The 26310-nt window shown below is 69.4% G+C and carries 21 protein-coding genes; 13 read left to right on the plus strand and 8 right to left on the minus strand.

Translation table 11 applies throughout. The features are described from left to right. Positions 1-10: 10 nt before the first annotated feature. Positions 11-1093, minus strand: coding sequence for a DNA polymerase IV (gene dinB, locus AC6LJ5_RS09220; protein ID WP_103273858.1), 1083 nt, complete (start codon positions 1091-1093; stop codon positions 11-13). A 113-nt stretch (positions 1094-1206) separates the two neighbouring features. On the opposite strand from dinB, the gene AC6LJ5_RS09225 reads away from it, so the two are divergent. Next, on the plus strand, positions 1207-1623 hold the full coding sequence (locus AC6LJ5_RS09225) for a PaaI family thioesterase (protein WP_392411328.1): 417 nt from the start codon (positions 1207-1209) through the stop codon (positions 1621-1623). A gap of 15 nt (positions 1624-1638) precedes the next feature. Here AC6LJ5_RS09225 and AC6LJ5_RS09230 read toward each other — a convergent pair whose 3' ends face one another. Then, positions 1639-2082 carry a BPTD_2524 family lipoprotein gene (locus tag AC6LJ5_RS09230; protein ID WP_103273856.1) on the minus strand — a complete coding sequence of 148 codons (444 nt, stop codon included), beginning with the start codon at positions 2080-2082 and terminating at the stop codon, positions 1639-1641. Between the two features lie 242 nt (positions 2083-2324). Between AC6LJ5_RS09230 and AC6LJ5_RS09235 the strand changes: the two genes are divergently transcribed. Then, entirely contained in the window at positions 2325-4226 is a 1902-nt protein-coding gene (locus AC6LJ5_RS09235) for a S9 family peptidase (protein WP_369869673.1), read from the plus strand. On the opposite strand, the gene AC6LJ5_RS09240 is transcribed toward AC6LJ5_RS09235, so the two are convergent. Beyond that, positions 4216-5472 carry a GGDEF domain-containing protein gene (locus AC6LJ5_RS09240; RefSeq protein ID WP_498140313.1) on the minus strand — a complete coding sequence of 419 codons (1257 nt, stop codon included), beginning with the start codon at positions 5470-5472 and terminating at the stop codon, positions 4216-4218. The two genes, AC6LJ5_RS09235 and AC6LJ5_RS09240, sit on opposite strands and share 11 nt — an antisense overlap. 659 nt (positions 5473-6131) lie before the next feature. On the opposite strand from AC6LJ5_RS09240, the gene pgaA reads away from it, so the two are divergent. The 4 genes from pgaA (at position 6132) to pgaD (ending at position 12605) form a co-directional block, all read left to right on the plus strand. Then, on the plus strand, positions 6132-8675 hold the full coding sequence (gene pgaA, locus AC6LJ5_RS09245; protein WP_498140314.1) for a poly-beta-1,6 N-acetyl-D-glucosamine export porin PgaA: 2544 nt from the start codon (positions 6132-6134) through the stop codon (positions 8673-8675). Positions 8676-8788: 113 nt separating this feature from the next. After that, the gene (gene pgaB, locus AC6LJ5_RS09250) at positions 8789-10834 is read left to right on the plus strand and encodes a poly-beta-1,6-N-acetyl-D-glucosamine N-deacetylase PgaB (protein WP_498140315.1); all 2046 of its coding nucleotides are present in this window, start codon (positions 8789-8791) and stop codon (positions 10832-10834) included. After that, the gene (gene pgaC, locus AC6LJ5_RS09255) at positions 10831-12168 is read left to right on the plus strand and encodes a poly-beta-1,6-N-acetyl-D-glucosamine synthase (protein WP_103273851.1); all 1338 of its coding nucleotides are present in this window, start codon (positions 10831-10833) and stop codon (positions 12166-12168) included. Before pgaB ends, pgaC begins: the two co-directional genes overlap by 4 nt. Beyond that, positions 12165-12605: a poly-beta-1,6-N-acetyl-D-glucosamine biosynthesis protein PgaD gene (gene pgaD / locus AC6LJ5_RS09260; protein ID WP_498140316.1), complete on the plus strand. Its 441-nt coding sequence runs from the start codon at positions 12165-12167 to the stop codon at positions 12603-12605. The genes pgaC and pgaD overlap by 4 nt, the downstream gene beginning before the upstream one ends. Before the next feature lie 54 nt (positions 12606-12659). Here pgaD and AC6LJ5_RS09265 read toward each other — a convergent pair whose 3' ends face one another. Continuing rightward, positions 12660-13916, minus strand: coding sequence for an MFS transporter (locus tag AC6LJ5_RS09265; RefSeq protein ID WP_498140317.1), 1257 nt, complete (start codon positions 13914-13916; stop codon positions 12660-12662). A gap of 208 nt (positions 13917-14124) precedes the next feature. On the opposite strand from AC6LJ5_RS09265, the gene AC6LJ5_RS09270 reads away from it, so the two are divergent. Beyond that, the gene (locus AC6LJ5_RS09270) at positions 14125-14931 is read left to right on the plus strand and encodes an AraC family transcriptional regulator (RefSeq protein ID WP_103273848.1); all 807 of its coding nucleotides are present in this window, start codon (positions 14125-14127) and stop codon (positions 14929-14931) included. 217 nt (positions 14932-15148) lie between these two features. Beyond that, on the plus strand, positions 15149-17788 hold the full coding sequence (locus AC6LJ5_RS09275) for a penicillin-binding protein 1A (protein WP_498140318.1): 2640 nt from the start codon (positions 15149-15151) through the stop codon (positions 17786-17788). 70 nt (positions 17789-17858) lie between these two features. Here the strand turns inward: AC6LJ5_RS09275 and AC6LJ5_RS09280 are convergent, their stop codons facing one another. Continuing rightward, positions 17859-18596, minus strand: coding sequence for a metallophosphoesterase (locus AC6LJ5_RS09280; protein ID WP_498140319.1), 738 nt, complete (start codon positions 18594-18596; stop codon positions 17859-17861). 266 nt (positions 18597-18862) lie between these two features. Between AC6LJ5_RS09280 and AC6LJ5_RS09285 the strand changes: the two genes are divergently transcribed. Together AC6LJ5_RS09285 and AC6LJ5_RS09290 are read left to right on the plus strand one after the other, a co-directional pair. After that, positions 18863-20038 carry a PepSY-associated TM helix domain-containing protein gene (locus tag AC6LJ5_RS09285; RefSeq protein ID WP_103273845.1) on the plus strand — a complete coding sequence of 392 codons (1176 nt, stop codon included), beginning with the start codon at positions 18863-18865 and terminating at the stop codon, positions 20036-20038. After that, positions 20035-20220, plus strand: coding sequence for a hypothetical protein (locus tag AC6LJ5_RS09290; RefSeq protein ID WP_392411322.1), 186 nt, complete (start codon positions 20035-20037; stop codon positions 20218-20220). The genes AC6LJ5_RS09285 and AC6LJ5_RS09290 overlap by 4 nt, the downstream gene beginning before the upstream one ends. Positions 20221-20272: 52 nt before the next feature. On the opposite strand, the gene AC6LJ5_RS09295 is transcribed toward AC6LJ5_RS09290, so the two are convergent. After that, positions 20273-21100 carry an aldo/keto reductase gene (locus AC6LJ5_RS09295; RefSeq protein WP_103273843.1) on the minus strand — a complete coding sequence of 276 codons (828 nt, stop codon included), beginning with the start codon at positions 21098-21100 and terminating at the stop codon, positions 20273-20275. 293 nt (positions 21101-21393) lie between these two features. Between AC6LJ5_RS09295 and AC6LJ5_RS09300 the strand changes: the two genes are divergently transcribed. Beyond that, positions 21394-23187, plus strand: a complete 1794-nt coding sequence (locus AC6LJ5_RS09300; protein ID WP_199770837.1) for an ABCB family ABC transporter ATP-binding protein/permease — start codon at positions 21394-21396, stop codon at positions 23185-23187. A 53-nt stretch (positions 23188-23240) separates the two neighbouring features. Beyond that, positions 23241-23624 carry a Rieske (2Fe-2S) protein gene (locus tag AC6LJ5_RS09305; RefSeq protein ID WP_103273842.1) on the plus strand — a complete coding sequence of 128 codons (384 nt, stop codon included), beginning with the start codon at positions 23241-23243 and terminating at the stop codon, positions 23622-23624. An 89-nt stretch (positions 23625-23713) separates the two neighbouring features. Here AC6LJ5_RS09305 and AC6LJ5_RS09310 read toward each other — a convergent pair whose 3' ends face one another. Beyond that, complete coding sequence (locus AC6LJ5_RS09310) at positions 23714-24703, minus strand: bile acid:sodium symporter family protein (protein WP_103273841.1); 990 nt, start codon at positions 24701-24703, stop codon at positions 23714-23716. 106 nt (positions 24704-24809) lie between these two features. Here AC6LJ5_RS09310 and AC6LJ5_RS09315 point away from each other — a divergent pair, with 106 nt between their 5' ends. Then, positions 24810-25652 carry a LysR substrate-binding domain-containing protein gene (locus AC6LJ5_RS09315; protein ID WP_103273840.1) on the plus strand — a complete coding sequence of 281 codons (843 nt, stop codon included), beginning with the start codon at positions 24810-24812 and terminating at the stop codon, positions 25650-25652. Between the two features lie 107 nt (positions 25653-25759). Here AC6LJ5_RS09315 and AC6LJ5_RS09320 read toward each other — a convergent pair whose 3' ends face one another. Beyond that, positions 25760-26293, minus strand: coding sequence for an OsmC family protein (locus tag AC6LJ5_RS09320; RefSeq protein WP_103273839.1), 534 nt, complete (start codon positions 26291-26293; stop codon positions 25760-25762). Positions 26294-26310 lie beyond the last annotated feature (17 nt).

Consider the following 26310-nt stretch of genomic DNA (forward strand, 5'->3'; position numbering starts at 1 on the left):
TTGTGGCGCTTTAGAACGCGCCGCCGAAGAGGTCCGGCTGGCGGGACTGTTCCTGGGGATCGGCGAAGTTGCTCATGCCGACGCCGGCCAGCCGGTACAGCGTCTGTGGCGGCAGGTCCACCCGGTCGCACAACAGCCTGGCGATGGTCGCCAGTTCCTCGGCCGATGAGGGCGGATTGGCGCTGGTCAGGCTGCGCGTCAGGATGCGGAAGCGGTCGGTCTTGAGCTTGAGCACCACGGTGCGCCCCAGCGCGCCCTTCTTCAGCGCCTGGTCCCAGACCTTGCCCGCCATGCGGTCGATGGCCTCGCCCAGCGCCTCCAGGCGCACGTCTTCCGAGAACGTGGTTTCCGCCGACACCTGCTGCACCTGCTGGTCGGCGTCGACCTCGCGCTCGTCGATGCCGCGCGCCAGTTCGTAGAGCCGGCGGCCATAGCGGCCGAAATAATGCTCCAGCTCCTGCACCTCGTGCGTGGCCAGGTCGCCCACGGTCTGGATGCCCAGCTGCTCCAGCCGCGCCTGCGTCACCTTGCCCACGCCCGGCACCTTGCGCACCGGCAGCGGCGCCAGGAACTCCAGCACCTTCGAGGGCCGGATGACGAACAGGCCGTCGGGCTTGTTCCAGTCGGAGGCGATCTTGGCCAGGAACTTGTTGGGCGCCACGCCGGCCGAGGCGGTCAGCCCGGTTTCCTGGCGGATCTGGTGGCGGATGACCTGCGCGACCTCGGTGGCGGACGGCAGCCCGCCCTTGTTGACGGTCACGTCCAGGTAGGCCTCGTCCAGCGACAGCGGCTCGATCAGGTCGGTATGGCGCGCGTAGATCTGGCGCACCTGGCGCGAGACTTCGCGGTAGCGGTTGAAATCGGGCGGCACATAGACCGCCTGCGGACAGAGCCGCTGCGCGCGCACCGCCGACATGGCCGAATGCACGCCGAAGCGCCGCGCCTCGTACGAGGCCGCGCAGACCACCGAGCGCGGTCCGGTCCAGGCCACGACCACGGGCAGGCCGCGCAGCGCGGGGTTGTCGCGCTGTTCCACGGAAGCGTAGAACGCGTCCATGTCGATATGTACGATCTTGCGCAAAGGCTCGGGCATGGTCGGTGATCGAACGCGAAATGAGAACGGGCGAAGCATGGCGCGCGCGGGCGCCGCAAAAAAATATATTATGACCGCGAATCCCGCCTGCTTTCCTCTCCCCGTACCGGCCCATGACCGCAACCGCCCCGCAAGACTATTTCGGCCTGACCATTCCCTTCATGGACTACATCGGGCTGGTCCCCGAGCAGATCGGGCCGGCCTATGCCCGCACCTCGCTGCCCTGGCGCCGCGACCTGACCAACAGTCGCGGCGACGTGCACGGCGGCACGCTGATGAGCGTGCTGGACTTCACGCTCAGCGCCGCCGCGCGCGGCTCTGCCGACGCCGCCGTGGGCATGGCCACCATCGACATGAACACCACTTTCCTGTCGCCCGGCACGGGCGACCTGGTGATCGAGGCGCGCTGCCTGCGCCGTGGCGCGTCGATCGCCTTCTGCGAAGGCGACGTGCGCGACAAGAACGGCGAACTGGTGGCGCGGGCCACGGCGACCTTCAAGATCATCCGCCGCCGGCCCGGCGGCGACTGAACCGGCCCCGCCCGACTATTTCTTCGGCGCGGGCGTCTGCGGCTGCGGATCGCGCGGCATGAAGGAACTGCAGGACACCAGGTTGTAGGACACGGCGTCCTTCATGGCGCGCAGCGCCTCCACGTCCCAGGTGCCCTTGCCCCAGACCACGATGCGAACATCGGTGCTCTTGTCGCCGGCGGCCTTGACGTTCACGCGCGTCATCTCGGTATCGGCGAAGGGCGCCAGCACGCGGACCTCGCCCGAGCGCGAGGCCTCGTCCAGGCTGGGCACCACGCGGTAGGCGTTGTCGGTGCTGCGCAGGCAGGCATTGGCCTGCCGGATGGCCGCGTCGTAGGCGTCCTTGTAGTTCACCGCCGCCTTGAATTCGGTGTGGGGCGACGAACCGTCGCCCGAGATGCCCACCGAGCAGCCGGCAAGGCCGAGCGCCAGCGCGCAGGCGACCAGATTCCTGTACATAAGTCTCTCCAGATTGATAGGCGCGATTATCACGCAAACCGGCCCGGCGCAGAAACAGCCCGTCTCCGCCCCGCGTCCGGCGCGCGCCGCCGGGCGGTTCGACACCCCCGCCGCGCCTATGGCATGATCGAACGCGCCGCCGGCGCTATGCGCGCCCCCTACCTCGCGGCCGCGCCCCGCTTGCCAGGGCCGCCGGCCGCGCGGGCACGGAAATCCATGGAGATCCCATCTTGATTTCGTTCATGAAACACACCCTTTTCGCCGCCAGCATCCTGGGCGCCTCGCTGGGCGCCAGCGCCGCGCAGCCGCCGCGCTATCCGCTGAAGGACTTCTTCCGCAACCCCGAGCGCGGCTACTTCCGCCTGTCCGAAGACGGCAAGACGCTGGGCTTCATGCAGCCGGCCAGCACGGACGGCAGCCCGGCGCGCATGAACATCTTCGTGCAGCCGCTTGACGGCAGCGCGCTCGTGGGCGAACCGCGCAAGCTCACCAGCGAAACCGCGCGCGACATCAGCAATTTCTTCTGGAAAGGCCCCGACGTGGTGCTCTACCAGAAGGACTTCGGCGGCGACGAAAACTTCCACGTCCTGGCGGTGGACGCCAGGACCGGCAAGGTCACCGACCTGACGCCCTACGACAACGTGCGCGCCAGCATCATCGACGACCTGGAGGACGATCCGGACCACGTGCTGGTCACGCACAACCAGCGCGATCCGCAGGTCTTCGACGTGTACCGCGTCAACGTGCGCAGCGGCGCCGCCGAGCTGGTGGCGCGCAATCCCGGCAACATCGTCGGCTGGCAGACCGACCATGCCGGCAAGCTGCGCGCCGCCGTCGCCAGCGACGGCCTGAACACCACCCTGCTCTACCGCGACGACGAGGCCGCCGAATTCCGGCCGCTGATCACCACCGACTACCGCACCAGCGTCCATCCGGCCTTCTTCACCTTCGACGACAAGAAGCTCTACGCCCAGTCCAACCGAGGCCGCGACAAGCTGGCGCTGGTTGTCATCGACCCGGCCAGGCCCGATGTCGAGGAAGAAATCTACGCACCGCAGGAAGTCGACCTGGACGCGGCCGCCTACTCGCGCAAGCGCCGCGTGCTAACCCTGGCCGTCTACCAGACCGACAAGCCGCAGTACAAGTTCTTCGACGCCCAGACCGAAACACTGTTCAAGAAGCTGACGGCCAAGCTGCCCGGCTACGACCTGGCCCTGCAGGGCTCGAACCGCGATGAGAACAAGTTCATCGTCGCCGCCTACAACGACCGCACGCCGGGCTCGCGATACCTGTATGACGCTGCCTCGGACACGCTGAGCAAGCTGGCCGACCTGAACCCGTCGCTGCCGGAGTCCGGCATGGCGCGCGTGCAGCCGATCAGCTACCAGAGCCGCGACGGCCTCACCATCCACGGCTACCTGACGCTGCCGGCTGGCCGCGATCCGAAGAACCTGGCGTGCATCGTCAATCCGCACGGCGGTCCCTGGGCGCGCGACGGCTGGGGCTACAACCCCGAAGTGCAATTCCTGGCGAACCGGGGTTTCTGCGTGCTGCAGATGAACTTCCGGGGCTCGACCGGCTATGGCCGCCGCTTCTGGGAAGCCGGCTTCGGCCAGTGGGGCCTGAAGATGCAGGACGACATCAGCGATGGCGTGGCCTGGCTGGTCAAGCAGGGCATCGCCGATCCCAAGCGCGTCGGCATCTACGGCGCCAGCTACGGCGGCTACGCCACGCTGGCCGGCGTGGCGTTCACGCCCGACCTGTACGCGGCGGCGGTGGACTACGTGGGCGTGTCCAACCTGTTCACCTTCATGCAGACCATCCCGCCCTATTGGAAGCCGATGCTGGCCAAGATGCAGGACATGGTGGGCGACCCCGTGCGCGACAAGGACCGCCTGGCCGCGACCTCACCGGCGCTGCACGCGGACCGCATCAAGACACCGCTGTTCGTGGCCCAGGGCGCCAAGGATCCGCGCGTCAACAAGGACGAAAGCGACCAGATGGTCAAGGCGCTGAAGGCGCGCGGCGTCAACGTGGAGTACATGGTCAAGGACAACGAGGGCCACGGCTTCCACAACGACGAGAACAAGTTCGAGTTCTACGAGGCCATGGAGAAGTTCCTGCTCCAGCACCTCAAGCCGTAGTCGCCTTCGATCCCGCGGGGCTGGCCGCGACGGCCGCATTGGCCGCTTCCGCCCCGCCCTGCGACGTCCAGTCCCAGGTCGCGGCCGCGCCGAAACCGACCGAGCCGCCGGTTTCCACCCGGTCGCGGCCCAGTTCCTTGGCGCGGTACAACGCCACGTCGGCGCGCGCCAGGATGCCGTCCGCCGTATCGCCGCGCCGGTAGGCGGCCAAGCCGCCGCTGACGGTCATCCTGATCTCGCCATCCACGGTATGCAGCGGCGCATCGCGCAGCGCATCGCACACGCGCTGCGCCTGCACCAACGCGCTGGCGGGCTCGCAATCGTACATCAGCAACGCGAATTCCTCGCCGCCCAGGCGGCCGAAGCGGTCGCTGACGCGCACCGCGCGCTGCACCACCCGCGCAAAATGTCGCAGCGCCTGGTCGCCGGTGGCGTGACCATGGCGGTCATTGATCGCCTTGAAGAAATCGATGTCCAGCAACAGCACCACCAGCCGGCCGTCGTTACGCTCGCAGCGCCTGAGTTCGTGCTGCAGCTCGTCCATGAAGCTGCGCCGCGAGTAGGCCTGCGTCAGGCTGTCGAAGGTCAGCGCCTCCTGCATGCGCTCGGACATCCGGGTCTGCACCAGCAGCAACAACGCCAGGAACAGCGCCGGCACGGTCACCGAGCCGCCGACAATGAAGAACAGTGCCCAGGGCGTGGGATGCAGCATCGAGCCGGGCGCTTCCCAGCCCAGGCCGTAGACCAGCACGCGCAGCAGATGCAGCGCCGCCAGCCCAAGGATGGACAGCAGAAGGTATAGCGCCACGCCGCGCGTGCGGATCTGCCTGCGCCCGTCGAAGATCACGCAGGCCGTGGCGCCCATGCCCACGCAGGTGATCACGGAAAACAGCACGATGCGCGCGGCCACGCGATCCTGTCCATACAGCATGGCCGTCATCACCACGACGCACAGAATCGCCAGGGCGGCGCTGCGCCACACCTGCGGATGCAGCCCGAAGAACTGCCGCACGCCCACATAGACCAGGGCCAACGCGCTGATCCACGCGGCATTGGACACCATCACGGTCGCGTTCAGCGGCAGGAAGCTGCCCGCCGCGTACAGCAGCAGGGACAGCACGGTCAGCGCGTTCGCCAGCATGAAGGCACGCACGCCAGGCACGCCGCTGGCGTGAAACTGCAACAACAGTGGCATGGCCAGCGCGGTGGCCAGCCCCCACATCAGGAAGAACAGAGAAGTTGTCATGGTGTTTGCCAACCGGAGCGTCGGGCTCCGCAGGCCTTAGGGAATTGCTGTTTCACTGGGTTCGTTTCCCCGCGCGTGTCGCTGCGAAGGGGGGATGGGCAATCCGCGCCGCCTCGCCACCAGCCGCGATACGCGGCCCGATTGCAAAAGGCGTTACATGCATCCATTTCTGACGCTTTTTGTTACCTACACGGCGAAAAGAAACCACGCGCGCGAGGCCCCAACAGGCCGCGCATCCGTCCGCCCTGAACCTTTAAGTCCCTGGAAACAAGCAGCAATCCCGGGATGCTGAGAAGCATACGCCAGGCCGTTGGCCCGTGGCTGCCTGTTTGCAGTAATTGACAGTCTCTTTCTAGGAAACGTCCTAAAGTTGCGGCTATCGACGGCGCCGACGAAAGCGCCGCGATCACGCCCTACGGGCGTGGCGCGTACTAGCCATGCACTCCGATCGCGCGAGTGCGAAGGTCCCCGCAGCGGGCGCCGCGCATCAAGAAATCCACTGTTCACTTCCGACGCCAGCGCGTGCCGCGCGGGCGCGAGCGCTTTCGGCCATGCCGCTGGCGCAAGCCTGGGCGGCCCCGTTGGGCCGGCCGGCGGCAGGCCGCCCCTGGGAGGCTCGGACGTGGACGCCATATGTCGCAACCGCGGATGTATTACGGATGTACGAGAAGAACGAGAAAGGAAGACACTTGCCGTCGGCGCTGCACAAGAGCGCCGCACGGCCAGCACGCCACCGGCAGGCGCCTGCGCCCGCCGCCCGCCTGCGCTACGGCTTCGCGGCCGTCTGCGCCGCCCTGGCTCCCCTGCTCTGTCCCGCGCCCGCCCAGGCCGGCGACGACTACGACGCCCTGATCCTGCGCGCGCGCGCCGGCGACCACCAACCGGCGCTGGCCATGCTGCGCGCCCTGGGTCCGGCCGGCGGCCCGCGCGCCATCCAGGACCGCATCCTGGTGGCCAGCTGGGCGGGCCGGCCCGACGAGGTGACGCAGGCCTACGCGCAACTGCCCGCCGGCGCGCAGCCGCCCGCCGACGTTCGGTTGGCGGTGGCGCGCGCGCTGCGCGACCTGCGCCGCTGGCCGGAAGCGCTGGCGCAGTTCCGCGACGGCATGCGCGCCTATCCGTCCCAGCCCGCCTTCGCCGCCGGCATCGCCATGACGCTGGCGGACGCCGACCGGCTCGACGAGGCGCTGGCCGCGGGCGAGCAGCTGGTCCGCGCCCGCCCCCGGGACGCGGACGCCCACCTGGCCCTGGCCTATGTCCATGCACGCAGGAATACGCCGTTTGAAGCGTTGTACGCGACCGACCGCGCGCGCGACCTGATGCCCGGCGCAGCGTATGTGGAACGCGAGTACGTGTTCGCCCTGCAGCGCGCCCGCATGGCCGGCGCGGCGTTGGCGCACGCCACGCGCCGGCCCGAGCTGTACACGGAAGCGCAGATGCGCCGGCTGCAGGCCGACGCGTTGGCCGAGCAGGTGCGCCTGGCCTCGATACCGACGCGCAACGAGGCCGACAGGTTCGCGATCGCCGATCGCGTCCTGGCGCACTACGACGCGCTGATCCCGGCCTGGTCGACACAAGGCGACGAGACCCGCGACGATGTCATCCGGGCACGCATCGACCGCCTGCACGCGCTGCACGCGCGCTACCGCATGCGCGATCTCGCCAGCGAGTACGAGGCGCTGCGCGCCGAGGGCGTGGCCGTGCCGCGCTACGCGCTGGGCGATGTCGCTTCCGCCTATCTGTATCTGCGCCAGCCGGAGCAGGCCGCCGCCATCTACCAGCAGGTGGCCCAGGCCGAGGAAAGCCACGACGACGATCCGGTGGACAGGCTGGGCAACCAGACCGGCCGCTACTACTCGCTGGCCGAGGCCGAGGATTTCGACGGCGCCTCTCAGGTCATGGACGAGACCCGCGAGGGCTATCCGGCCTGGGTCTACGTCAAGGGCCAGCCCATGCGCATCCCCAACGACCTGCACCTGCAGAGCATGCAGGTCGACGCCGGCGCGCGGCTGCAGGCCGACGATACGCCCGAGGCCCAGGCGCGCCTGGAAGGCATGGCGCGCAACGCCCCCAACAACTCCACGCTCAAGAGCGAACTGGCCGCGCTGTATCGCGCCCGCTCGCTGCCGCGCGCCTCGGAGCGGACGCTGAAAATGGCCGAGACGCTGACGCCGCGCAACATCGGCGTGGAAAACGGCCAGGGCTTCACCGCCCTGGCCCTGCAGGAGTGGCGCCAGGCCGAGGCGCTCAGCCGGGACACGCTGGCGCGCGCGCCCGAGAACCCGCTGTCGCGCCGGCTGGCGCGCGAATGGGCAGTCCACAACAAGGCCGAGCTGCGCATCGGCGGCTACCGTGGCCTGGCCTCTGACAGCCCGGTGTCGGGCAGCGGCGATTTCGGCATCGACGCGGTGATCTATACGCCGCCGCTGGACTACAACTGGCGCGGCTTCGCCGGCGGCGGCTACGCCAACGGCGACTTCGAGGAAGGCCGCGGCACCTACCGCTGGGCGCGCGCCGGCGCGCAATGGCGCGGCCGCGACCTGACGGTCGAGGGCGAAGTGTCCGCCAACCAGTACGGCCACGGCGCCAGGACCGGCCTGCGCCTGTCGGCCGCCTACGACCTGGACGACCACTGGCAGATCGGCGGCTCGGCCGAGCGCCTGTCGCGCGACACGCCGCTGCGCGCGCTGGCCAGCGGCGTCTCGTCCAACGGCCTGTCGGCCTATGCGCGCTGGCGCGCGCACGAACGCAGCGAATGGACGCTGCGGCTCTCGCCCTCGCGCTTTTCCGACGGCAACCAGCGCTGGGCGCTGGGCCTGGACGGCCGCGAGCGGATCCACACCACACCGCACCTGAAGACCGACCTGACGCTGGAACTGTCCTCGCAACGCAACAGCCTGGACGCGGAACGCCCCTACTTCAACCCGCGCTCGGACCTGATGGTCCTGCCCGGCCTGCGGCTGACGCACACGCTGCACCGCCGCTACGAAAACGCCTGGGAACAGATCGGCACGCTGGGCGCCGGCGCGTATACGCAGCAGGGCTACGGCACTGGCGGGGTGATCGCGCTGGGCTATGGCCAGCGCTACCGCGCCAACGACGTGCTCGACATGGGTGCCATGGTGACCGGCATCAGCCGGCCCTATGACGGCCGGCGCGAGCGCGAGCTGCGCATCACGTTCGATCTTGCCTACCGCTTTTGAAGATGCGACCCACCCCCGCAGCGCTACGCGCTCCCCCCTCAAGGGGGCGCCGCGGCGGACCGGCAAAGCCGGCTCCGCGCGGCCCCGACGAGGCTGTGCCATGGAGAACTGAATTGCTTGAACTTCGATTCCCCCGATTGTTGTTCGCGGGCCTGCTATTGCTGGCCACGCTGCTCCTGGGCGCCTGCGCCAAGGACATCCCCGTCTACGTCGCGCCCGCCGAGCGGCCGGTGGCCCCAGTCGACCAACCCTGGGTGCAAGGCCATTTCCTGACGCTGGCCTACCACGACGTGGAAGATGAAGACCCCGACCAGGGCTTTCTCAGCGTGCGCACCGACCGGCTGGTCGACCAGCTGAACTGGCTGCGCGAGAACGGCTACCAGGCCGTCTCGGTGGACCAGATCCTGGCCGCGCGCCAGCCCGGCGGCAAGCCGCTGCCCGAGCGCGCCGTGCTGCTGACCTTCGACGATGGCTACCGCAGCTTCCTGACCCGCGTGCTGCCCATCCTCAAGGCCTACGGCTGGCCGGCGGTGCTGGCGCCGGTGGGCACGTGGATGGACACGCCGGCCGACAGGAAGGTCGATTTCGGCGGCAACATGCAGCCGCGCGACCGCTTCCTGGACTGGAACGACGTGCGCGAGATCTCGCGTTCCGGCCTGGTGGAGATCGCCGCCCACACCGACGCCTCGCACTACGGCGCGCTGGCCAATCCCCAGGGCAATACCGAGCCGGCCGCCGCCGTGCGCAAGTACGACGCGCGCAATGGCCGCTACGAGAACGAGGCCGGCTTCGAGCAACGCATGGGCCGCGACGTGGCCGCGATCAGCGAAAAGATCCGCCGCGCCACCGGCAAGGCGCCGCGCGTCTGGGTCTGGCCCTATGGCGCCGAGGGCGGCACCACGCTGCGCATCGCCGGCGAACAGGGTTATCAGATGGCGCTGACGCTGGAAGACGGCCCCAGCCGCGTGGCGCGGCTCATGTCCACGCCGCGCATGCTGCTGGCCAACGACCCCACGATCCGGCACTTCGCCAATAGCGTGGCCAGCATCGAGACGGTGCCCGCGATGCGCGTCGCGCACGTGGACCTGGACTACATCTACGATCCCGATCCGGCGCAGACCGACCGCAACCTGGGCGAGCTGGTGCAGCGCATCGTGGACATGCAGATCAACACCGTGTTCCTGCAGGCCTACGCCGACCCGCAAGCCGACGGCCTGGTGCGCTCGGTCTACTTCCCGAACCGCTGGCTGCCGATGCGGGCCGACCTGTTCAACCGCGTCGCCTGGCAGCTGCACAACCGCGCCGATGTGTTCGTCTATGCCTGGATGCCGGTGCTGGCGCTGGACCTGGACCCGTCGATCGCCCGCGTGGTCCGCTGGGATCCGCAGCGGCCCGAGGCCGCGCCCGCGCCGGATCCCGACCTGTACCGCCGCCTGTCGCCGTTCGATCCGGTCGCGCGCCAGCGCATCGGCGACCTGTACGAAGACCTGGCGCGCCATGCCTTCTTCGACGGCATCCTGTTCCACGATGACGCGATGCTGGGCGACTTCGAGGACGCCGGCCCGGCGGCGCTGGCCGCGTACCAGAAGGCCGGCCTGCCCGGCAGCATCGCCGCGCTGCGCGCCGATCCCGAGACGATGCAGCGCTGGACCCGCTACAAGAGCCGCCACCTGGTCGATTTCACCGCCGAACTGGCCGAGCGCGCCCGCGCCGTGCGCGGCCCGCGCATCAAGACCGCCCGCAACCTGTATGCGGAGCCGCTGCTCAACCCCGCCAGCGAAGCCTGGTTCGCGCAGAACCCGGACGACTTCCTGGACGCCTACGACTGGACCGCGCCCATGGCCATGCCTTACATGGAAAAAGTGCCGGCGGGCCAGGAACTGGCCTGGCTGGACCGCATCGTCGACGCGGTGGCCAGGCGCCGGCCGGACGCGCTGGACCGGACCGTGTTCGAGCTGCAGGCCGTCGACTGGCGCACCGGCCCCGGCCGGCCCGAGCCGACGCCCGTCGACACCGCGACGCTGGCCGGCTGGATGCAGCGCCTGCAGCTGCGCGGCGCGCGCAGCTTCGGCTATTACCCCGACGATTTCTCGCAAGACCAGCCCCGGCTGCAAGGCATCCGGCCCGCCATCTCCGAAGCGTGGTTCCCCATCCGATGATCGACCGTCTTCTCGCCCTGCTCATCCTGTGCGCGGTGCTGAGCGCGCCTTTCGGCTTCGCCCTGGCGCTGACCAGCCAGGCGCTGCTGGGATTCGTGTTCTTCTACCCGCTGTTCATGTCCGGCCTGTGGATGGCCGGCGGCCTGTACTACTGGTGGCACTGGGAGCGCCACTGGGCCTGGGGCGCGCGCCGCGAAGCGCCGGCCCTGGCCGGCAATCCGCTGGTTTCCATCCTGGTGCCCTGCTACAACGAGGCCGACAACGGCGAAGACACGCTGCTGGCCGCGCTGAACCAGAACTATCCCCACATCGAGGTCATCGCCATCAACGACGGCTCCAGCGACGGCACGGCGCAGATGCTGGATCGCCTGGCCGCGCAACACGAGCGGCTGCGCGTGGTGCACCTGGCGCAGAACCAGGGCAAGGCCATGGCGCTGCGCATGGGCGCGCTGGCGGCCCGCAGCGAATACCTGGTCTGCATCGACGGCGACGCCATGCTGGATCCGGACGCCGCCGCCTACCTGGTGGCGCCGCTGATCGACAACCCGCGCGTGGGCGCGGTCACGGGCAATCCGCGCATCCGCACGCGCTCCACGCTGATCGGCCGCATCCAGGTGGGCGAGTTCTCGTCCATCATCGGCCTGATCAAGCGCACGCAGCGGGTCTACGGCCAGGTGTTCACCGTGTCCGGCGTGGTGGCGGCATTCCGCCGCACGGCGCTGGACCGGGTCGGCTACTGGAGCCTGGACATGATCACCGAGGACATCGACATCAGCTGGAAACTGCAGCGCGATCACTGGTCGATCTTCTACGAACCGCGCGGCCTGTGCTGGATCCTGATGCCCGAGACGCTGCGCGGGCTGTGGAAGCAGCGGCTGCGCTGGGCCCAGGGCGGCGCCGAGGTCTTCCTGAAGAATCTGCGCTCGATCTGGAACTGGCGCCACCGCCGGCTGTGGCCGCTGATGGCGGAATTCTGCCTGTCCACGGCCTGGTCCTTCGCCTTCGCCATCTCGGTGCTGCTGTGGCTGGTCAGCCAGGTCGTCGCGCTGCCCAACAACATGCACATCGCCAGCCTGCTGCCGCCGGCCTTCACCGGCATGATGCTGGCGGTGGTCTGCCTGTTGCAGTTCGCCGTCAGCATCCTGATCGACCGCCGCTACGAGCCAGGGCTGGCGCGCTCGCTCTACTGGGTCATCTGGTATCCGCTGGCCTACTGGATGGTGAGCCTGCTCACCACGCTGGTGAGCTTTCCCAAGGTCATGCTGCGCAGGCAGGTCCGCCGCGCGCGCTGGACCAGTCCCGATCGCGGCATCAAATCCAAGGAGGCATCATGATCATCACCACGCGCCGGTCCCGCGCCGGCTACCTGTTCGACCTGCTGCTCACGGCCGGAGGCTGGTTCGCCTTCGTCTATCTGTTCGGCGCCGGCATCCTCGCCATCCTGCGCGGGGCCGCCGGCGGGCCCGAGACCTCGCTGTGGGCGGTGTTCCTGCCCACGGCCAACACCCTGTGGGGCTACGCCGCGCTGGCGCTGGCCAACGGCGCGGCGCTGGTGGCCTGGGCGCTCTACAACCACCGGCGCTTCGCCGGCAAGGACCGCCGCCGCCGGGCGGCCGCCGTCGGCGACGCCCAGCTGGCGCGCAGCTTCACCGTCGCGCCCGCGCAGTTGCAGCAGCTGCGCCGCGCCCGCGTCGCCGTCATCCATCATGGCGACGGCGGCGAGATCATCGGCATCGAACCGGCCCGCGCGCAGCTGCGCAGCGTGGCCTGAAATCGCGAGCGGGCCCGGGCCGCACGGCCCCGGGCCCGCTCGCGGCAACGCCTCTCAGGCGCGCTTGCCCCCCATTTTCGGCAGCAGGATCGCCACCACGCCCAGCAGCGGCAGATAGGCGCAGACCTGGTAGACATAGCCGATGCTGGTGGCGTCGGCCAGCCGGCCCAGCGCGGCCGCGCCCAGCCCGCCCATGCCGAACGACAGGCCGAAGAACAGCCCCGCGATCATGCCGACCTTGCCCGGCACCAGCTCCTGCGCATAGACCACGATGGCCGAGAAGGCCGAGGCCAACACCGCGCCGATGATCACCACCAGCACCGCCGTCCAGAACAGGTTGGCGTGCGGCAGCATCAGCGTGAACGGCGCCACGCCCAGGATCGACACCCAGATCACGATCTTGCGGCCGATGCGGTCGCCCACCGGACCGCCCACCACCGTGCCCACGGCCACGGCCGCCAGGAACAGGAACAGGTACAGCTGCGCCTCGCGCGTCGACAGGCCGAACTTGTCGATCAGATAGAAAGTGAAATAGCTGTTCAGGCTGGCCAGGTAGAAATACTTGGAGAACACCAGCACGCCCAGCACCGCCAGCGCGGCCAGCACGCGCTTGCGCGGCAGCTCCACCGTCACGCCGTCGCGCCGCGCGCGCGGCTTCAGGCGGGCGCGGTTGGCGCTGTACCAGCGGCCGATGCCGGTCAGCACCACGATGCCGAACAGCGCCGCCAGCGAGAACCAGGCCACGCTGCGCTGCCCGTGCGGAATGATGAACAGCGCCGCCAGCAGCGGCCCCAGCGCCGAGCCGACGTTGCCACCAACCTGGAACAGCGATTGCGCCAGGCCGTGGCGGCCGCCCGAGGCCATGCGCGCCACGCGCGAGGACTCGGGATGGAACACCGACGAGCCTGTGCCCACCAGCACCGCCGCCACCAGCAGCCAGCCGAAGGACGGCGCCACCGACAGCAGCAGCAGGCCGGCCAGCGTGAAGCCCATGCCCACCGGCAGCGAATACGGCTTGGGGTGGCGGTCGGTGTACAGCCCGATGAAGGGCTGCAACAGCGAGGCGGCCAACTGGTAGACCAGCGTGATCAGGCCGATCTGCGAGAACGATAGGCTGAATCCTTCCTTGAGCATCGGATAGATGGCCAGCAGGATGGACTGGATCATGTCGTTCATCAGGTGCGCCACGCTGATCGCGCCCAGCACCTTGAAGGCGGTGGAGGCGTCCTGCGCGGCGGCGTCGCGCGCGGGGCCGGGCGCCGCGCCGGGGGCCGGCTCGGCGGCGACGGCGGGATTCTGGGCAGCGTTCATGTCTGGGCGGTCGGGAGTCTGAAAAGGCGGGTCTGAGAAAACGGGACGTGGACGGCGAGGCCGGCCGCCCTTGCGGAACCGCCGGCCTCTGCTTGCCAGTGTAGGAAGGTTGATCGGGAGCGATCTGCCAATTTTCGTCGGGAAAGTGACAAAATAGGCGTTTCGTACCTGAGCCAGGGTGCTTACCACCCGCCTCGAAGTGACAGACATGGCCACCCGCCGCCCCGCTCCAGACCCCGCCCGCAGCATCGATGCCCAGGACTACCAGGACCGTCCGCGCGCGGTCACGGCCATGGCCAAGGATTTCCCCGCCGGCGCCCGCACCGGCGCGCACACGCATCCGCGCGCCCAGCTGCTGTACGCGGTCGAGGGCGTGATGCGGGTCAGCACGCCCAGCGGCTTCTGGGCGCTGCCGCCGCTGCGCGCGCTGTGGGTGCCGTCCGGCGTGCCGCACGAGGTCGAGATGGTGGGCGCGGTGTCGATGCGCTCGCTCTATATCCGCGCCGACGCCGCCAGCGCCTATTGGCCGGAATGCCAGGTGATCGAGGTCGGCGGCCTGCTGCGCGAACTGATCCTGGCGCTGACCGCCGAGCCGATCGATTATCCCGAGGACGGCCGCGCGGGCCAGATCGCCGCGCTGGTGCAATCGGAACTGGCCGCCGCGCGCGTGGTGCCCTTCCAGATCCCCTGGCCGCGCGACCGCCGGCTGCAGGCCATCTGCGCCGCCATCCTGGACCAGCCGGGCCTGTCGCGCAGCATCGAGGACTGGGGCGACGAGGTCGGCGCCAGCGCGCGCACGCTGATCCGCCTGTTCCAGTCCGAGCTGGGCCTGAATTACCGCCAGTGGGTGCAGCAGCTGCGGCTGGCCGACGCGGTCTGCCGGCTGGCGCTGGGCGAGCCGGTCGCGCGCGTCGCGGCCAGCCTGGGCTACCGCAGCGCCAGCGCCTTCAGCGCCATGTTCCGCCGCGCGCTCGGCGCCCCGCCGCAGCGCTATCTGCCGGCGCAGCCCGCATGAGGCCACGCGCGTCCGGCACGCGGCGGATTTCAGCGCCGCTTAAGCCTGTCCCCGGAAGGATCGGCGACAATAGCGCCCGGACGCCCCGGCGCCGCCGCCCCGCGGCCAGCCCGCAAATGCGCCCCCTTCCGTCCCCGACCGGCCCGGCCATGTCTGGTTACCGAAACCAAATCGCCGCAAAGCCGGTCTATCGCGTTACGCCCTAGAATCGCCAGCAATGAGCAATCCCCAGCATTCTTCCGACGCCCCTCGCGGCAAACGGCGCTTCTCCTGGAAGCCCTTCCTGATCAAGACCGGCGTCGCCGTGGCCGGCGCCGGCGTCTGCGCCGCCGTGCTGCTCGGCCTGGCGCTGGCGCTGGCCTGGCCCAGCCTGCCCGACCTGCACGCCATGACCGATTACCGGCCGCGCGTGCCGCTGCGCATCTACACGGCCGACAAGGTCCTGATCGGCGAATATGGTGAAGAACACCGCAACGTGCTGCGCTTCGATGAAATTCCCGAAGTCATGCGCAATGCCGTGCTGTCGGCCGAGGACGACCGTTTCTACCGCCACGGCGGCGTGGACTGGATGGGCGTGGCGCGCGCGATCCTGACCAACGTGGTCAAGGGCTCCAAGAGCCAGGGCGGCAGCACCATCACCATGCAGGTGGCGCGCAACTTCTACCTGTCGTCGGAAAAGACCTACTCGCGCAAGTTCTACGAGCTGCTGCTGACCTTCAAGATCGAGTCCGAGCTTAGCAAGGACGAGATCCTGGCGCTCTACATGAACCAGATCTACCTGGGCCACCGCGCCTACGGCTTCGCGGCCGCCTCGCGCACCTACCTGGGCAAGCCGCTGTCGGAAGTGACGCCGGCCGAGGCCGCCATGCTGGCCGGCATTCCCAAGGCGCCGTCGCGCTTCAATCCGATCACCAATTTCGCGCGCGCCGAGATCCGCCAGCACTATGTGCTGAACCGCATGAAGGCGCTGGGCTACCTGACGCCCGAGCAGACCGAGGAAGCCTTCAAGCAGCGCGTGGTCGTGCGCGGCACCGAAGGCGCCAGCCCGCGCGGCTTCGCCATCCACGGCGACTATCCGGCCGAGCTGGCGCGCCAGCTGATGTACGGCGTGTTCCAGGAACAGACCTACTCCAAGGGCATCGACGTCTACACCACGATCGACTCCAAGGCGCAGGAAGCCGCCTACCGCGCGGTGCGCGACGGCGTGCTGGACTACACCCGCCGCTCGGTCTATCCCGGCCCCGAGGACCAGATCGACCTGCCCGACGGCGTCGAGAAGGACGCCCAGGCGCTGGACGACATCCTGGACGGCGTGCAGGAAAAGACGCCGGACAGCGAGGACCTGCTGGCCGCCGTGGTGCTGGCCGCCAGTCCGACGGAAGTGACCGTGGCCCGCAGCGCGCGCGACATCATCACGATTTCCGACAAGAAGGCGCTGGCCGTGGTGGCCCGCGCGCTCAACCCCAAGGCGTCCGACAGCCAGCGGCTGCGGCGCGGCTCGGTGGTCTACATCCACAAGGCCGGCGACGGCTGGGAGATCATCAACATGCCGGCGCTGCAGGCGGCGCTGGTGTCGATGGCGCCGCAGGACGGCGCGATCCGCGCCATGATCGGCGGCTTCGACTACAACCGTGGCACCTTCAACCGCGCCACCCAGGCCTGGCGCCAGCCGGGCTCGAACATCAAGCCCTTCGTCTACGCGGCGGCGCTGGAGCGCGGCCTAACACCGGCCACCCAGATCTCGGACCAGCCCTTCATGCTGACCGCCGAGCAGACAGGCTCCAAGGCCTGGTCGCCCAAGAACGACGGCAACCGCTACGAGCCCATGCTGACCCTGCGCCAGGGCCTGATGCGCTCGAAGAACATGGTGTCGATCCGCATCCTGCAGGCCATCGGCCCGCAATACGCGCAGGACTACCTGACCCGCTTCGGCTTCGACAAGGCGCGCTGGCCGGCGGTGCTGCCGCTGGCGCTGGGCGCGGGCGGCGCCACGCCGCTGCAGGTCGTCAACGGCTACAGCGTGTTCGCCAACGGCGGCTACCGCGTCACGCCCTTCCTGATCGACCGCGTCACCGACCGCTCGGGCCATGTGCTGATGCAGGCCCAGCCCGTGGTCGCCGGCGACGCCGCCGCGCGCGCCATCGACCCGCGCACCGCCTGGGTCATGGACGGCATCCTGCGCGACGCCGCCACCAGCGGCACCGGCGCGCGCGCGCACCAGCAGCTCAAGCGCAACGACGTGGGCGGCAAGACCGGCACCACCAACGAGGCCGTCGACGTCTGGTTCTCGGGCTTCACGCCCACGCTGGCCACCACTGTCTGGATGGGTTTCGACCAGCCGCGCTCGCTAGGCACCAACGAATTCGGCAGCGGCCTGGCCCTGAGCACCTGGCTGGACTACATGCAGCCCGTGCTCAAGGGCGTGCCCGAAAGCAAGCCCGCGCCGCGTCCGGACGGCCTGCTGGTGGACAACGGCGAGTTCTATTTCAGTGAATTCCCGCCCGGCCAGGCGGTGGCCTCGCTGGACCTGTCCTCGGGCGATGCGCTGACCGATTTCCTCAACAACAACCGCTCAACCGGCGGCGTCGACAACACGGTGCGTCCGCTGTCCACGCCGGGCGCGGCGCTGCCCGGCGCGGGTCAGCCCGGCTCGGGACCGGCCGCCGCCGGACAGCCCGCGATCGCCCAGCCGGACCAGGCGCAGCCGCAAGGCCTGCCGGCCCAGGCGCCGGTGGCCCAGCCGCTACCCGTGCCGACGCCCGGCGCTGTGCCGGGCCGGGCGCAGGGCCAGTCCCCAGGCCAGGCCCCCGCGGGCGGCGACCCCGCCTTTCCGCCCATCCCCGTGCCGCGCGTGTAAGCCGATGCGGCACCGGGTCTGGCCCGGCGCACGCCGTGTCCTGTCTGTATAAAGCCGTCTTGAAGAGCGATCAGGCCTGGGCCTGGCCCGCTTCTCCGTCCAGCGACTCGGGCTCGGTCACCATGGCGCGCGGCCAGGCCTGCAGCGATTCCAGGTCCAGGAAGGTGAAGTAGCCGTCCTTCCAGCCTTCGGTGTCGATGTGATAGACGTTGCCCAGCAACAGCGGCTCGGCCACGGGCGTATGCCCGGCCACCACCGCGCGCACGCCGAGCACGCCGGCGCGATCCACCAGGCGCAGGCGGTCACGCGACCACTGGCAGACCGCGCTGGTGCGCTTGTAGCGGTCGCGCAGCGCCTCTTCCAGGCGCGGCCAGAACAGCACCGGGCAGTCCGCGTGCACCAGCCCCACCGCCCCATCGCGCGTTTCGACCTCGATCGCCACGGGCAGGGCCTCGAAGGCCTGCGCGTACTCGCGCTGCCGTTCCTCGGGCAGGTCCAGGAACCAGCCGCCGCCGTAGCCGCGCCAATTCATCTGGTCCACCTTGCCGCTGCGGACGTGGCGGATCGCGTAGTCCTCGTGATTGCCTTGCACCGCGTGGAACCAGGGCTGCCGCAGCCAGTCCAGCACCTGCTCGTTCTCCGGCCCCCGGTCCACCAGGTCGCCCACCGAGAACAGCCGGTCGCGCGCCGGATCGAAACCCAACCGATCCAGGCTTTGACGCAGGCGGGAAAAATGCCCATGCACATCGCCCACCGCGAAGTCGCGGCCGGAGACGTTGCGAGGGATTCTGAGGAAAGGCTGCTGCATGGTGTTCCAGGGTGGCGGACAGGCACGGACTCCGCCTGGGGCGGCGGGCGGACGCCATCCGCACGGCGCCGCCAAGCTTACTTTTTAACCCGCTTTGAAACCGCGCGCTGACGGCCGCCGGCTCGCCCGCGACAGGCGAGCGCTCGGGAGTGGCCGGCGTCGCACAAAACGCTACGAGAATAGCTATTATTCGTGATACTGTTCCGCTTCCAATCAACCGACACACCCGAGGGCCGCGCTTGCGGCCCTCCGCCGTCCCCCATCCCATGGCCTCCGCCTCCACCATCAAAACCTGGTATGTGGTCCACAAATGGACCAGCCTGATCTGTACGGCGTTCCTGCTGATCATCTGCCTGACCGGCCTGCCGCTGGTGTTCCACCACGAGATAGAGCATTGGCTGGATGACGGCAAGCCCTTGTCGGACGTGCCCGCCGGCACGCCGCGCGCCAACTTCGACAAGCTGGTGGCCCAGGCCCGCTCCATGTACCCCGCCGAAGTGGTCGACTACCTGTCCTTCGATCCGGACGAGCCGCAGGCCTTCGTCGGCATGGCCAAGAAGCCGGGCGACGGCCTGGCTTCCGGCCACGCCGTGCGCATGGACGCGCGCACCGGCGACGTGCTGCTGGACGGTCCGCTCTACTCGCAGGACCGCTTTTCCTTCATGGGCATCATGCTGTCGCTGCATGTGGACCTGTTCGCCAGCCTGCCGGGCGAGCTGTTCCTGGGCTTCATGGGCCTGCTGTTCTGCGTGGCCATCGTGTCGGGCGTGGTGCTGTACGGTCCGTTCATGAAGAAACTCGAATTCGGCACGGTGCGCGCCTCGCGCTCGACCCGGCTCAAATGGCTGGACCTGCACAACCTGCTGGGCATCGTCACGCTGGTCTGGGCCTTCGTGGTGGGACTGACGGGCGTGGTCAACGAGCTGTCCACGCCGCTGTTCCGCCTGTGGCAGTCCACCGAGCTGGTCGGCATCCTGGAGCCCTACAAGGGCCAGGGCATTCCCGCAGAGCTGGCCTCGGTGCAGGCGGCGGCGGATACCGCGCGCCAGGCCATGCCCGGCACCGAGATTTCCTTCATCGCCTTTCCCGGCAACGCCTACGGCAGCCCTCACCACTACCTGGTGTGGATGCGCGGCGACACCCCGCTCACCTCGCGCCTGAACACGCCGGTGCTGGTGGACGGCGCGACCGGCGCGCTCACCACCGTGGCCCGCATGCCCTGGTACCTGACCGCGCTGGAGCTGTCGCGTCCGCTGCATTTCGGCGACTACGGCGGCATGCCGCTGAAGATCATCTGGGCCCTGCTCGACCTGATCACCATCGTGGTGCTGGTCAGCGGCCTGTACCTGTGGCTGGCGCGACGCCGCGCCACCGAAGCGCGCATCGCCGACCTGATGCGCCGGCACGAAGCGGCGGCCGCCGTGCAAAGGACGCCCGCATGAGCAAGCAGAATCGCGGTTTCATGTTCGTCTGGGGCGCGCCCATCGTGCTGGGGTTGCTGAGCGTGTTCGGCCTGCTGGCCGCGCTGCTGGGCACCGGCGGCTGGCACTGGGCCTCGTGGACGGCGCTGACCATCCTGCTGGGCGTGATCGTGCGCTACTGGGCCTTCCCGCAGGAACGCTGACGCGCGCTCCTGCCCGCGCAGCCGCGCCCGGCCCAGGCCGGGCGCGCATCGCTCATTTGCCGAAGCGCTCCGGATCCGGGCCCAACCGCGCGCCTTCGACGATGCCGTCGATGGCGTCCATGTCGGCCCGCGACAGCTCGAAATCGAACACGTCGATGTTCTCGCGGATGCGCGCCGGCGTGACCGACTTCGGAATCACGATCAGGTCGCTCTGCAGGTGCCAGCGCAGCGTGATCTGCGCCGGCGTCTTGCCATGCTTGCGCGCCAGTTCCTGGATCACCTTTTCCTGTACCGCCTTGCCCTGGGCCAGCGGGCTCCAGGATTCGGTGGCAATGCCGTGGCGCTCATGGAAGGCGCGCAGCTCGCGCTGCGCGAATCCGGGATGCAGCTCGATCTGGTTCACCGCCGGCGTCACGCCGGAATCCTTGATCAACCGGCTCAGGTTGGCCTCGGTGAAGTTCGACACGCCGATCGAGCGCGCGCGGCCGTCCTGCTTCATCTCGATCATCGCGCGCCAGGCTTCCAGGAACTTGTCGCTGCCGGCCACCGGCCAGTGGATCAGGTACAGGTCGACATAGGCCAGGCCCAGCTTGCGCAGGCTCTCGTCCATCGCCGCGTGGGCGTCGTCGTAGCCGTGCTTGTCGTTCCACAGCTTGGTGGTGATGAACAGGTCCTTGCGAGCAACGCCGGCCGCGCGCAGCCCCGCGCCCACGCCTTCCTCGTTCTGGTAAATCGCGGCCGTGTCCACGGACCTGTAGCCGGCGGCCAGCGCTTCCTTGACGCTGGCGGCGGCCTGCTCGTCCGGCACTTGCCACACGCCCAGGCCCAACTGCGGAATCCTGTTCCCGTCGTTCAATTTGACTGCGGGTACTTTCGACATAAACCCCTCCATGATTCGCGGCGCCGCCCTGGCGGCCCGGCCGCGCGACCAGGAACCGCAGCCGGGCGGAGCCCCTGGTCTGTAACACAAGGAATGCGGGCCCGTCGCGCTGCGCCCGCGATGCGATGCTGGATCGCGATGCCCTGGAATAGCAGGCCGACCCCAGGGTTTTCAGGCAGATAATAGCGCCGCTGTCCGATAATGGCGCCCTGAACCCGGCCGCCGCAAGTCGGCCGGCGCCGCGCTGGTGGCTCCGACCCGCCTCTCGCGCCCACCACCTATTCCATCTGCTCATGCCTGCCACCCCCACGCGGCCCCAGGGCCGCAACGGCTTTTCCACCCTGCGCACCCTGTTCCCCTATCTATGGCCGCCCGGACGCCCCGGCCTGAAGGCGCGCGTGGTCATCGCCCTGCTCTGTCTGTTCGCGGCCAAGGCCGCGACCGTCTACGTGCCGGTGCTGTACAAGCACGCGGTCGACGCGCTGGGCCAGGGCGCGCCCGGCGCGGTCGCCGTGCCGCTGGGCCTGATCCTGGCCTACGGCGGGGCGCGGGTGCTGTCGCTGATCTTCTCCGAACTGCGCGACGCCATCTTCGCCCGCGTCGGCCAGCACGCCATCCGCGCCGTCGGGCTGCAGATCTTCCGCCACCTGCACGGACTGGCGCTGCGCTTTCACCTGGCGCGCCAGACCGGCGGGCTGAACCGCGCCATCGAACGCGGCACCAAGGGCATCCAGACCCTGCTGTCCTTCCTGCTGTTCAACATCCTGCCCACGTTCTTCGAGATCGGACTGGTCTGCGTGGTGCTGTGGCGCATGTTCGACGGCTGGCTGGCGCTGGCCACCGGCGCCACGGTCACGCTGTACATCGCCTACACGCTGCTGGTCACCGAATGGCGAGCCAAGTTCCGCCGCCAGATGAACGAGACCGACTCCGAGGCCAACACCAAGGCCATCGAAAGCCTGCTGAACTACGAGACGGTCAAGTACTTCGGCAACGAGGAGCACGAGGCGCGGCGCTTCGACGCCTCGCTCAGCCGCTACGAGCGCGCCGCCGTGCGCAGCCAGGTCAGCCTGTCGATCCTGAACATCGGCCAGGCCGCCATCATTTCCGCGGGCCTGACGCTGGTCATGTGGATGGCCGCCCAGGGCATCGCCGAGGGCCGCTACACGCTGGGCGACTTCGTGCTGGTCAACACCTACCTGCTGCAGCTGTATTCGCCGCTGAGCTTCTTCGGCTTCATCTACCGCGAGATCAAGCAGGCCATCATCGACATGGAGCGCATGTTCGAGCTGCTGGACCAGGATCGCGAGATCGCCGACCGGCCCGGCGCGCGCGATCTGGCCGTGTCCGGCGCCGAAGTCGAATTCCGCGACGTGCGTTTCGGCTACGACGAGCGCCGGCCGATCCTGAAGGGCGTCAGCTTCCGCATTCCGGCCGGCAAGACCGTGGCCGTGGTCGGCCCGTCCGGCGCGGGCAAGTCCACCATCGCGCGCCTGCTGTTCCGCTTCTACGACGCCGACGCCGGCGCCATCCTGATCGACGGCCAGGACCTGCGCGAAGTCACCCAGCAGAGCGTGCGCGCCGCCATCGGCGTGGTGCCGCAGGACACGGTGCTGTTCAACGACACCATCCGCTACAACATCGGCTACGGCCGCCCCGGCGCCAGCGACGCCGAGATCGAGGCCGCCGCGCGACTGGCCCATGTGCACGACCTGATCATGGCCATGCCCGACGGCTACGGCACCATGGTGGGCGAACGCGGGCTGAAGCTGTCCGGCGGCGAGAAGCAGCGCGTGGCCATCGCCCGCACGCTGCTCAAGAATCCCGCCGTGTTCCTGTTCGACGAAGCCACCAGCGCGCTGGACACCCACACCGAGCGCGAGATCCAGGCCAACCTGCGCGAAGTCAGCCAGGGTCGCAGCACGCTCATCATCGCGCACCGGCTGTCGACCGTGGCCGACGCCGACGAGATCATCGTGCTGGCCGATGGCCTGGTGGTCGAGCGCGGCCGCCACCAGGAACTGCTGGCGCGCGACGGCGTCTACGCCGGCATGTGGGCGCGGCAGCTGCGAAGCCCGGCGGATTGACAAGCCCTCCCCCACTGTCCGAAGATCGCCCCCTTTGAATCCAAGGCCCCGCCATGCAGGAATCCCCCGCCGCCCCCGAAGTCCTCGTCTGTAGCGCCGCCGACCTGGTGAACGGCGGCCTGGGCGTGAAAGTGCCGGTGCACGATGCCGCCGGCCAGACCACGGCCTTCTTCGTGCGCTACCAGGACCGCGTGCACGGCTACCTGAACCGTTGCGCCCACGTGGGCGTGGAACTGGACTGGGAAGGCAGCTTCTTCACCCGCGCGGGCGACCTCATCATGTGCGCGCGCCACGGCGCCACCTACCAGCCCGACACCGGCCTGTGCGTGGGCGGCCCCTGCAAGAACGGCCGCCTCACGGCGCTGGATGTGCAGGAACGCGACGGCGCGGTCTATTGGCGCCCCGCCGGCAAGATCCGCCCGCTGGACGCCGCCTGAGCGCGGGCCGTCCCTGGCCGCCGGACGGCTGGTGTGCTGTCCCTGGCTCGGGGGCCATACGGCGAGGCCGGCTCCAGGCCCGGGCCGCGTCAGACCCGGGCCGGCGCCGCGTCCCCTGCCGCCGGCGCTTCCCGGTCGGCATAGCGCCGCGCCAGCACCGCGCAGACCATCAGCTGCATCTGGTGGAAGATCATCAGGGGCAGCACCACGATGCCCATCTGCGACGTGCCGAACAGCACGGTCGCCAGCGGAATGCCCGAGGCCAGCGATTTCTTCGAGCCACAGAACACCAGCGTGATCTCGTTCTCCTTGGACAGGCCCAGCCGGCGCGCGCCCCAGGTGGTGATCAGCAGCACCGCGCCCAGCAATACCGCGTTGACCAGTACCATGGTGGCCAGGTCCAGCGGCGGAAAGGCGTGCCAGATGCCCTGCGCCACCGCTTCGCTGAAGGCGGTGTAGACGGCCAGCAGGATCGAGCTTCGGTCCACCTTGGACAGCACGCGGCTGTTGCGCTGGGCCCAGGCGCCGATCCAGGGCCGCAGCAGGCTGCCCAACGCGAACGGCAGCAGCAATTGCAGCAGGATGCGGCCGGCGTCGGCCAGCCCGTGACCGCCGCCCTGGCGGTGCAGCAGCACGGCCACCAGCAGCGGCGTCAGCACCGTGCCCAGCAGGTTCGAAGCGGTGGCCGCGCAGATGGCGCCGGGCACGTTGCCGCGCGCCATGGACGTGAAGGCGATGGACGACTGCACCGTGGAGGACAGCGTGCAGACAAACAGCACGCCCAGCCACAGCCCCGGCGTCAGCAGCCCCGGGAACAGCGCGCGCAGCCCTAGTCCCAGCAGCGGGAACAGCACGAAGGTGCAGCCCAGGATCAGGGCATGCAGGCGCAGGTCCTTCACGCCCGCCACGATGGCGTCGGTGGACAGCCGCGCCCCATGCAGGAAGAACAGCAGCGAGATCGCCACGTTGCTGGCGACCAGCATGAACGACGCCCCCTGGCCCACGGCGGGAAACACGCTGGCCAGGATCACGGTGGCGATCAGCGTGAGGGTGAAGGCATCGGGCAGAAAGCGGCGCATGGCGGAAGTTCCAGGACAGTTCCCGGCCACTATAGGCGCGCCCCTTGCCATCGTGAAGCCCATTGATTACTTTGACTGTCATCGGAATTTCCTATTACCAGCCGCCATGCTCAATCCGCTCTGGCTCAAGACCTTCGCCGCCGCGGCCGCCGCGCCCAGCTTCACCGAGGCCGCGCGGCGGCTGGGCCTGACCCAGCCCACCGTCAGCGAACACGTGCGCCAGCTGGAGCAGGCGCTGAACCGGCGGCTGTTCGTGCGCGACACCCACACGCTGGCGCTGACCAGCGACGGCCGCAGCCTGCTGGTGCATGCGCGCATCATCCTGGACGCCCACGAACGGGCCGAACGCCTGTTCGACGCGCCCCGGCTGCGCGGCCGCGTGCGGCTGGGCACCTCCGACGACCTGGCGCTGGGGCCCCTGCCCGACGTGCTGGCCGCCTTCCGGCTGGCGCATCCCGAGGTCGAGCTGGACATCAGCATCGGCGTCACCAGCGAGCTGTACAAGCTGCTGGACGACAACGCGCTGGACGTGATGATCGGCAAGCGCCGGCGCGGCGACCGGCGCGGCCAGACGCTGCACAAGGAAGCGCTGCTGTGGCAGGCCAAGGAAGGCCTGCCGCTGGATCCCGACGCGCCGCTGCCGCTGATCCTGCTGCGCGAGCCCAGCGTCACGCGCGGGCTGGCGCTGGACGCGCTGGCGCGCGCCGGACGCAGCTGGCAGATCGTCTGCACCAGCACCAGCTATGCCGGCTGCCAGGCGGCGGCGCGCGCCGGCCTGGGCGTGACGGTGCAGCCGTCGCACCTGTCCACCGCCGGGCTCGCGCCGCCGGCCGGCGCGCAGCGGCTGCCGCCGCTGCCGCAGGTGGAATTCATCGTGATCGCGGCGCCCTCGCCCAACCGGCCCACCCGCGCGCTGACCGAGATCCTGATGCGCAGCCGGCTGGCCTGAGCGTCCGGCCCCCTCTCGCCCAAACCCGCGCTCAGGCCAGCGCCCCGGCCCACGCCCTGGCCCACGCCCTGATCGCGCCCGGCTCCGCGCCCCGCTCCCGGCCCTGTCTACTGCGTCGCCGGCCGCGTGTGCCGCACGCTGCCCTCCAGCGGCTGCGGACGCTTGAGCAGGTTCAGGATGGGACACCACTGCTCCACCGCCTCGTGCACCGCGCGCACTTGCGCCTCGTCGGCGGGCGACACGATGTGCGCGGTGTAGCGGATGTTGTGCGGGAAGAACGGCACGTTCTCATAGCCCGGCTTGCCGCCGCGCGGATCCAGGTCGCCCTCGATCTCCACCTGCAGCGACTCCAGCGGCAGCTGCAATTCGGCCGCCTTGATCAGGAAGATGTGCGTCAGGCAGCTGCCCAGCGACCCGAGCAGCAGCTCGGGCGAACTGGGGCCCAGGTCGTAACCGGCGAAATCGGCGGGGCTGTCGCTCACCACCTGATGATCGCGGATGCGGATGCGGCGCACGCCGCTGCGGCCTTCGGCCGACACCTGCGCGCGCAGCTTCACGGGCTCGACGGTCTGCGGATCGCGGGCATTGCGCCGCAGCACGGCTTCGCGTTTCTGGCCCAGGTATTCGTTCAAGTTGCTCATGGCTTCTGTCTCGGTGC

Source organism: Achromobacter sp. 1011791174 (assembly GCF_059760925.1).

Excerpts from the sequence above, each read along its gene's own strand:
- dinB (WP_103273858.1), bottom strand. The coding sequence starts at position 1,093 with ATGCCCGAGCCTTTGCGCAAGATCGTACATATCGACATGGACGCGTTC.
- AC6LJ5_RS09225 (WP_392411328.1), top strand. The coding sequence starts at position 1,207 with ATGACCGCAACCGCCCCGCAAGACTATTTCGGCCTGACCATTCCCTTC.
- AC6LJ5_RS09230 (WP_103273856.1), bottom strand. The coding sequence starts at position 2,082 with ATGTACAGGAATCTGGTCGCCTGCGCGCTGGCGCTCGGCCTTGCCGGC.
- AC6LJ5_RS09235 (WP_369869673.1), top strand. The coding sequence starts at position 2,325 with ATGAAACACACCCTTTTCGCCGCCAGCATCCTGGGCGCCTCGCTGGGC.
- AC6LJ5_RS09240 (WP_498140313.1), bottom strand. The coding sequence starts at position 5,472 with ATGACAACTTCTCTGTTCTTCCTGATGTGGGGGCTGGCCACCGCGCTG.
- pgaA (WP_498140314.1), top strand. The coding sequence starts at position 6,132 with ATGTACGAGAAGAACGAGAAAGGAAGACACTTGCCGTCGGCGCTGCAC.
- pgaC (WP_103273851.1), top strand. The coding sequence starts at position 10,831 with ATGATCGACCGTCTTCTCGCCCTGCTCATCCTGTGCGCGGTGCTGAGC.
- pgaD (WP_498140316.1), top strand. The coding sequence starts at position 12,165 with ATGATCATCACCACGCGCCGGTCCCGCGCCGGCTACCTGTTCGACCTG.
- AC6LJ5_RS09265 (WP_498140317.1), bottom strand. The coding sequence starts at position 13,916 with ATGAACGCTGCCCAGAATCCCGCCGTCGCCGCCGAGCCGGCCCCCGGC.
- AC6LJ5_RS09270 (WP_103273848.1), top strand. The coding sequence starts at position 14,125 with ATGGCCACCCGCCGCCCCGCTCCAGACCCCGCCCGCAGCATCGATGCC.
- AC6LJ5_RS09275 (WP_498140318.1), top strand. The coding sequence starts at position 15,149 with ATGAGCAATCCCCAGCATTCTTCCGACGCCCCTCGCGGCAAACGGCGC.
- AC6LJ5_RS09280 (WP_498140319.1), bottom strand. The coding sequence starts at position 18,596 with ATGCAGCAGCCTTTCCTCAGAATCCCTCGCAACGTCTCCGGCCGCGAC.
- AC6LJ5_RS09285 (WP_103273845.1), top strand. The coding sequence starts at position 18,863 with ATGGCCTCCGCCTCCACCATCAAAACCTGGTATGTGGTCCACAAATGG.
- AC6LJ5_RS09290 (WP_392411322.1), top strand. The coding sequence starts at position 20,035 with ATGAGCAAGCAGAATCGCGGTTTCATGTTCGTCTGGGGCGCGCCCATC.
- AC6LJ5_RS09295 (WP_103273843.1), bottom strand. The coding sequence starts at position 21,100 with ATGTCGAAAGTACCCGCAGTCAAATTGAACGACGGGAACAGGATTCCG.
- AC6LJ5_RS09300 (WP_199770837.1), top strand. The coding sequence starts at position 21,394 with ATGCCTGCCACCCCCACGCGGCCCCAGGGCCGCAACGGCTTTTCCACC.
- AC6LJ5_RS09305 (WP_103273842.1), top strand. The coding sequence starts at position 23,241 with ATGCAGGAATCCCCCGCCGCCCCCGAAGTCCTCGTCTGTAGCGCCGCC.
- AC6LJ5_RS09310 (WP_103273841.1), bottom strand. The coding sequence starts at position 24,703 with ATGCGCCGCTTTCTGCCCGATGCCTTCACCCTCACGCTGATCGCCACC.
- AC6LJ5_RS09315 (WP_103273840.1), top strand. The coding sequence starts at position 24,810 with ATGCTCAATCCGCTCTGGCTCAAGACCTTCGCCGCCGCGGCCGCCGCG.
- AC6LJ5_RS09320 (WP_103273839.1), bottom strand. The coding sequence starts at position 26,293 with ATGAGCAACTTGAACGAATACCTGGGCCAGAAACGCGAAGCCGTGCTG.